Here is a 5,891-nt window from a genome sequence, read left to right as displayed (position 1 = left end):
ATTCGTGGGCGCGAATATCAAGGTGCGAAACTACGAACTCGGCGGGCTTGAACTGGGCGAGTTTGAGCGCTACAAAACGCAGGGGCATTTCGATCTAAACGCCGCGCTGCGCGACGAGCTCGCAGCTGTGGGGGTGCGAAACGTTAAATTTGATCCGCGCTGCACTTTTGAGAGCGAGCGACATTTTTCCTACCGTAGAGATGGTGTCACGGGGCGCTTTTGCGGCTTTGTGATGAATAAACTATGCCGATGAAAAGCAAAACAGGATATAAAATTTCTCCGCAAGGTTTGCTAAAATTTCTCGAAGCACTATAAAATTTGACGTAGAGGCGCTGTAAAACGAAGCGGCGAAAAATAGGCGAGATTGCGGCGCGACATCGCAGTCAAGAAAGTCAAAAAACGTAAAATTTACAAAAAATCCAAAGCAAAGGAGAAAATATGCTGTTACTTAAAAATGCCGATCTATATGCGCCAGGGCACGTCGGTAGGAGCGACGTTTTGCTCGGCGGAGGTAAAATTTTAGCCGTTTCTAAGGGGCTTGATTTTCGTATTGAGGGACTTGAGGTTTACGATCTAGAGGGTAAAATTTTAGCGCCCGGACTCATAGATCAGCACGTGCACATCACGGGCGGGGGCGGCGAGGCAGGTTATCACTCGCGAACGCCCGAAATAACGCTATCGCAGATCATCCGCTACGGCACGACGACGGTCGTGGGCACGCTAGGCACCGATGGGTGCACGAGGAGTCTGGAAAACCTCTACTCAAAGGCAAAGGCGCTTGAATACGAGGGTATCTCGACCTTCATCCACACGGGCTCTTACGCGCTGCCTAGCGTCACATTTACGGGCTCCGTCACGCGCGATCTGGTGCTTATCGACAAGGTCATCGGCTGTAAGATCGCGATGAGCGACAACCGCGGCAGCTACCCGACCGCGCAGGAGCTCATCAAGACCCTGACGCAGATCCGTATCGGCGGCATGATCTCGAAAAAAGGCGGCATGCTGCACATGCATATGGGCGGGCTCGCGGATAAATTCGACCTCATTTTTAGCGTGATTAAGGACTATTCGTTCCCGATTAATTACTTTTCGCCGACGCACTGCGCACGGACGAAGGAGCTTTTTGACGAGGCGATCAAATTTCAAAAAATGGGCGGTTACATCGACATCACGAGCGGCGGAAGTAAATTTGCCCCGCTTTACGAAGCTATCGCCTATGGTCTTGAAAACGGCTTAAATTTAGAGCGTCTAACGATGAGCTCGGACGGCAACGGCAGCGTGCCTAGATTTGACGAAAACGGCGCGCTAGTGGGCTACGGCTGCGCTTCGTGCGAGACGAATTTAGAGGTCATTCAAGTCTGCGTGAAAAATAAAATTCTAACCATCCCACAAGCGCTGAGCATGATGGGCAAAAACGTCGCAAAATACCTAAATCTAAGCGGCAAAGGCGAGATAAAAGTAGGCTTTGACGCTGATTTTGCGGTATTTGACGAGGCTTTAAACCTAGATAGCGTGATCGCGAAAAGGGGAGTTTTGTGTAAAAGAGGGCAGGCTCGTGAAAAAGGGATTTTTTGAGTGAAATTTGAAGCAGATGCCGCTTTTTAAATTCGGCGAATTTAAATTTGACGAATAATTTCGCTCACGTCCCTTGCGGTCGTCTTATCTTTGCAGCGCAAAATTTAACCACGCCGAGGTATTGGATTATATTAAATTTAGCTTTAATTTAGCTATTTTTAAATATAATCACAGCTTCAATTCACACACACCAATCCTAAAATTTGGTTGCGTTTGTTAAAAACAAATGTTAATGGGTGTGGAGGAGAAACCTAAATTTCGGGGCAACCCACAAGGAGAAAACTCATGGTAACAATGAGAGATTTGCTAGAGTGCGGCGTTCATTTCGGACACCAAACGCGCAGATGGAATCCGAAGATGAAAAAATTCATTTTCGGCGAGAGAAAAGGTATCTATATCATAGATCTACAAAAAACTATCCGCTACTTCCGCTACACTTATAATATCGTGCGCGACGCGGCTGCCGAGGGCAAGACGATACTTTTCGTAGGCACCAAAAAACAAGCCGGCGCGACGCTAAAAGAGTACGCCGAAAAATGCGGCATGCCTTATGTGAGCCACAGATGGCTAGGCGGCATGCTGACGAATTTTTCCACTATCAAGCAATCGATCCGCAAGCTCGAAGTAATCGAGACTATGGAAGAGGACGGCTCGATAAATTTACTAACTAAAAAAGAGGCGCTAATGCTTCGCCGCAAAAAAGAGAAGCTCGAGCTTTATCTAGGCGGCATTCGCAATATGAAGGGTCTTCCCGATATGATCTTCGTCATCGACGTGGTTAAAGAAAAGATCGCCGTAGCGGAAGCTAACCGCCTAAAAATGCCGGTTATCGCGCCTTTGGATACGAACTGCGATCCGGACGTAGTCGATTTCCCGATCCCCGGCAACGACGATGCGATCCGCTCGGTTCAGCTTTTCTGCCAAGAGATGGCTGAGGCGATCAACGAAGGCAAGGCACTTCGCGATCAAGACGCAAGCGAGGATGTCGAGCAGAGCGAAGCCGTCAGCGACGAGGAGAAAGAGGAAGTCGTAGCCGAGGCGATGAGCGAAGAGGATTTTGACGTAAGCGAGGACGAAGAGTAATGGAAATCAGCGCGCAAATGGTAAAAGAGCTCCGCGAAAGCACCGGAGCGGGGATGATGGATTGCAAAAAGGCTTTGGTTGAAACAGACGGCGATATGGACAAGGCCGTCGATCTGCTTCGCGAAAAGGGCCTCGGAAAGGCTGCTAAAAAAGCCGACCGCCTAGCTAGCGAGGGCTTAGTAAGCGTCGAAGTGGGCGCGGATCATAAGATCGCCACCATAAGCGAGATAAATTCCGAAACCGACTTCGTAGCTAAAAACCAAAATTTTATAAATTTAGTTAAAAATACCACCCTACATATCCAAACCAAGGGAATTAGCAGTGTCGAAGAGCTAAATTCCAGCATCATCGACGGCGTTAAATTCGATGAGCATCTAAAAAGCCAGATCGCTACGATCGGCGAAAATTTAGTCGTTAGAAGATTTGAGACGATTAAGGCGGGCGCAAACGGCGTGGTAAACGGTTATCTGCACTCAAACGGTCGAGTAGGTGTAATCATCGCCGCAGCTTGCGACAGCGAGCGAACTGCGGAGGGTGCGAAGGAGCTTATAAAAAATCTCTGCATGCATGCAGCCGCGATGAAACCTCAGGTCATCAGTTATAAAGAGCTTGACCCTGATTTTATCGAAAAAGAATTCTTAGCTCTTAAAGGTGAGTTTGAGAAGGAAAACGAGGAGTTTGTGCGCTTAGGTAAGCCCCTTCATAAGATCCCGCAGTTCGGCTCGCGCGCGCATCTAAGCGATGAAATTTTAGCCAAAGAGATCGAAGCTTTAAAAGACGAGCTTCGCAAGCAAAATAAGCCTGAAAAAATTTGGGATAAAATTTTGCCGGGTCAGATCGATCGCTTCATCGCCGATAATACCCAGATCGATCAGCGCCTCACGCTGCTAGGGCAATTTTACGTAATGGACGATAAGAAAACCGTCGAGCAGGTTATCGAGGAAGAAGCTAAAAAACTAGGTGGCAAAATCGAGATCGTAAAATACGTCCGCTTCGAAGTGGGCGAGGGTCTAGAGAAAAAGAGCGAAGACTTCGCTGCCGAAGTAGCGGCTCAAATCGGCTAAATATGGAACTTCTAAAGGGCGTAAATCTTACTCACGCGTATGATTATACGCTCTTTGAAAATGTAAGCTTAAGCGTTGGGGAGGGCGAGAGCATCGCCATTTTGGGTGTTAGCGGCTGCGGCAAATCGACCCTGCTTCATATTCTATGCACGCTTTTAAAACCGAACTCGGGCGAGGTGATCTACGGCGAGCGCAGTATTTACGAGCTAAGCTCCGATGAGAGACTTAAAATTCGCCGCAACGACTTCGGTATAATATTTCAATCCCACTACCTTTTTAAGGGCTTTTCCTCTGGCGAAAATATTGAACTTGCCGCCAAACTTACGAATAACGCGATAGATGATAAAATTTTAAAAAAGCTTAAGATAGAAAATACGCTTGCTCAGGGCGTAGGCGAGCTTAGCGGCGGACAGCAGCAGCGCGTAAGCATCGCTCGCATACTTTGCAAAAAGCCGCGCATAATCTTCGCCGACGAGCCTACGGGAAATTTAGACAAAGATACCGCAAACGAGGTCATGGACGTGATCTTTGAGTACGTTTCGCACAGCGACGGCGCGCTAGTTTTGGTCACGCACGATGAGGGCTTGGCGCAAAAATGCAGCAAAGTTTATCGCATAAACGATCGAAATTTAGCAGAAATATAAGCAATTAATAACCAAAAATATCTTAAAATAGGTAAAATTTTTCCAAAAGGCCATAAATGAAAATTCTACTTGACAATCACAATGAGCAGGTTGCAAGTGTCGTAAATATTTGCTGCGAGCGCATCGGTGCGGACCTGGTAGCATATAGTGCAGACGAGAGTGAATATGATTTGACGATAAAAAATTATGAAGATAGCGATGATATTTCAAAATTTGATCTTAATAAGACGCTGTTTCTGACGCCTAAGAATGTTTCGGTGCCAGGAGCGCGATACACCCTTACCAAGCCTTTTTCGCCGCTTGAGCTCATTACGTTTATTAGCGAATTTTCGGTTCAAAATATGAGCGTGCAGGCGAAAGAAAAAATGGCGAAAGAATTTGCCGATGCAAGCTCTGTGATGAAAGAGATCGATGCGATTGACCAGGCAAATTCCGCTTCGGGCAGTAATTTTGAAGAGCTTGTGGATAGCTTTTATGACTCCGGCAAGGATATACCGCTTTCGCAGCTGGCAAACGATATAGCGCCCGAGATTGCAGATGATGTGCCGCTTTCGCAGTTGGTAGGCGATATGCCGCGCACGGACGAGATCGCAGATGATATTCCGCTCTCGCAGCTTGCAGATGAAGCAGCTCTTGCGGACACTATCGCCGATGATACGCCGCTTAACGCCGTCGCAGAAAAGATTGCGGATAATATCGCAGACGATATGCCTCTAAACTTAGCTGCTAGCGATATCCCTGAGGATGTGCCGCTAAATAGTATCGGCACAAGCGAACCCGCCGAAAGTAATAACACACCTCGGGGCGAAATTTCGCTCGCAAAGGACGACGCTCCGATAGCTCTAGCAGCGCTAGATGATGAAAATCCCAAGAATTTCAAAACAAATAAATCGCAAATAGAAGATGAAATTTCCACCACACGGGCAAGCGAAACTTTACCGCTTGCGCAGCAAGACAAGCCGCAAAGAGCTGATAGCTCTAATGAAACTGCTGTTGAAAAAAAGGCAGACGCTGCGCCTAATCTAGAGGAAGCGAAAGACTCTGCGGACGTTACGCTTAAACAGCATGAATCAGACGGCTCATTTGCCTATAAAACAGAGGAAAAAAAATCTGTCTCGCAAGTAGTGCAAGATGCAGCCGGCGTGTCTGTTAATAGTGGATTTGATATGGATTTTTCCAGGCTTTTCGATAGTGCCGGCATGCCCGTGGAGGAGTTTGGCGGATATGATAATTTTGCCGCGGCTGCGTTTGCTTCTGATGAAAAAGAGGATAAAAGATCTGCGCATGATAAAAATAAAGCGGCTACGGATTTTCAAAAAACGCAAATTTCGTCTCAATACGAGGTCGCTTCAGATACGCCGATTGCGTTGGCGGGTGCGGGCGATATACCTCGTGAAAATCTTTATAACGCCGTTCCGTTTCAAAGCATGGAATTTACTGGCGGACTTGCACAGAATACGCCTATGTCTGCTCATAATGAAGCATGGAATTCAATTGGCGCAAATTTCGCAGCTTCTGCAAATTC

The 5,891-nt window shown here is 47.3% G+C and carries 6 protein-coding genes; all 6 read left to right on the top strand.

Translation table 11 applies throughout. From position 1 onward, the window contains the following. Positions 1-253 (top strand): laccase domain-containing protein (locus tag Q0257_RS02640; protein ID WP_298021221.1); only part of this gene is annotated, 253 nt, incomplete at its 5' end. Between the two features lie 185 nt (positions 254-438). Beyond that, positions 439-1,575 (top strand): beta-aspartyl-peptidase, encoded by a 1,137-nt coding sequence (gene iadA, locus Q0257_RS02635; RefSeq protein ID WP_298021219.1) that lies wholly within the window; start codon positions 439-441, stop codon positions 1,573-1,575. 285 nt (positions 1,576-1,860) lie between these two features. Next, complete coding sequence (gene rpsB / locus Q0257_RS02630) at positions 1,861-2,658, top strand: 30S ribosomal protein S2 (RefSeq protein WP_297880676.1); 798 nt, start codon at positions 1,861-1,863, stop codon at positions 2,656-2,658. Then, positions 2,658-3,722: a translation elongation factor Ts gene (gene tsf, locus Q0257_RS02625; protein WP_298021216.1), complete on the top strand. Its 1,065-nt coding sequence runs from the start codon at positions 2,658-2,660 to the stop codon at positions 3,720-3,722. Before rpsB ends, tsf begins: the two co-directional genes overlap by 1 nt. A gap of 2 nt (positions 3,723-3,724) precedes the next feature. Beyond that, on the top strand, positions 3,725-4,366 hold the full coding sequence (locus Q0257_RS02620; RefSeq protein WP_298021213.1) for an ABC transporter ATP-binding protein: 642 nt from the start codon (positions 3,725-3,727) through the stop codon (positions 4,364-4,366). A gap of 56 nt (positions 4,367-4,422) precedes the next feature. Then, positions 4,423-5,891: hypothetical protein (locus Q0257_RS02615; protein ID WP_298021210.1), on the top strand; the 1,469-nt coding region annotated here is incomplete at its 3' end.

The organism is uncultured Campylobacter sp., assembly GCF_938018035.1.
Classification (GTDB): Bacteria; Campylobacterota; Campylobacteria; order Campylobacterales; family Campylobacteraceae; genus Campylobacter_B.
This window is presented reverse-complemented; position numbering and strand designations above follow the sequence as displayed.